This is a genomic window from Macrococcus sp. DPC7161 (assembly GCF_004117835.1).
Taxonomy (GTDB): Bacteria; Bacillota; Bacilli; order Staphylococcales; family Staphylococcaceae; genus SDSC01.
In genome coordinates, this window is the sequence record NZ_SDSC01000039.1 from 1 (window position 1) to 431 (window position 431).

General features: G+C 41.8%; 1 protein-coding gene. It reads left to right on the forward strand.

The genetic code is table 11. The annotated features are described in order from the left end of the window. Window positions 1-191: hypothetical protein (locus ER639_RS12400; protein WP_204360637.1), on the forward strand; the 191-nt coding region annotated here is incomplete at its 5' end. Window positions 192-431 lie beyond the last annotated feature (240 nt).

Here is a 431-nt window from a genome sequence, read left to right on the forward strand (position 1 = left end):
AGGCCAGCCTGAGTCAGTACAAACCCAATGTTCCGCTGTTGAATCCATCTTCTTCCATGACACAGCACAGCGAGCTGAAAGTCACGTTCGAGAATGCTCCGCCAGGTATGAAGATAATTGATGTACCGGGCAAAGCCGATCCCCTGATGAAAATCACGCACGATGTGGGGTATTCTCCATTCAGACGATAATATAACTACTTTAATCAAGTAGGGTTATTGAGTGGTAAAGTTTGTGCTGAATGTAGGAGAGAATATGAAGAAAATGTTTATATTGTTGTTGGCTGTAGGACTGCCATTAAACTCCTTTGCGAAGCCAGTAACGGAAAAGCAGCTTGCTACATACTTTATAGATAACGTTAAAACTTCAGCGGATAAGAATATAGATCTAGATGTAGAGGGAATAAATAGACTGTCTGTAATATGCCCAGC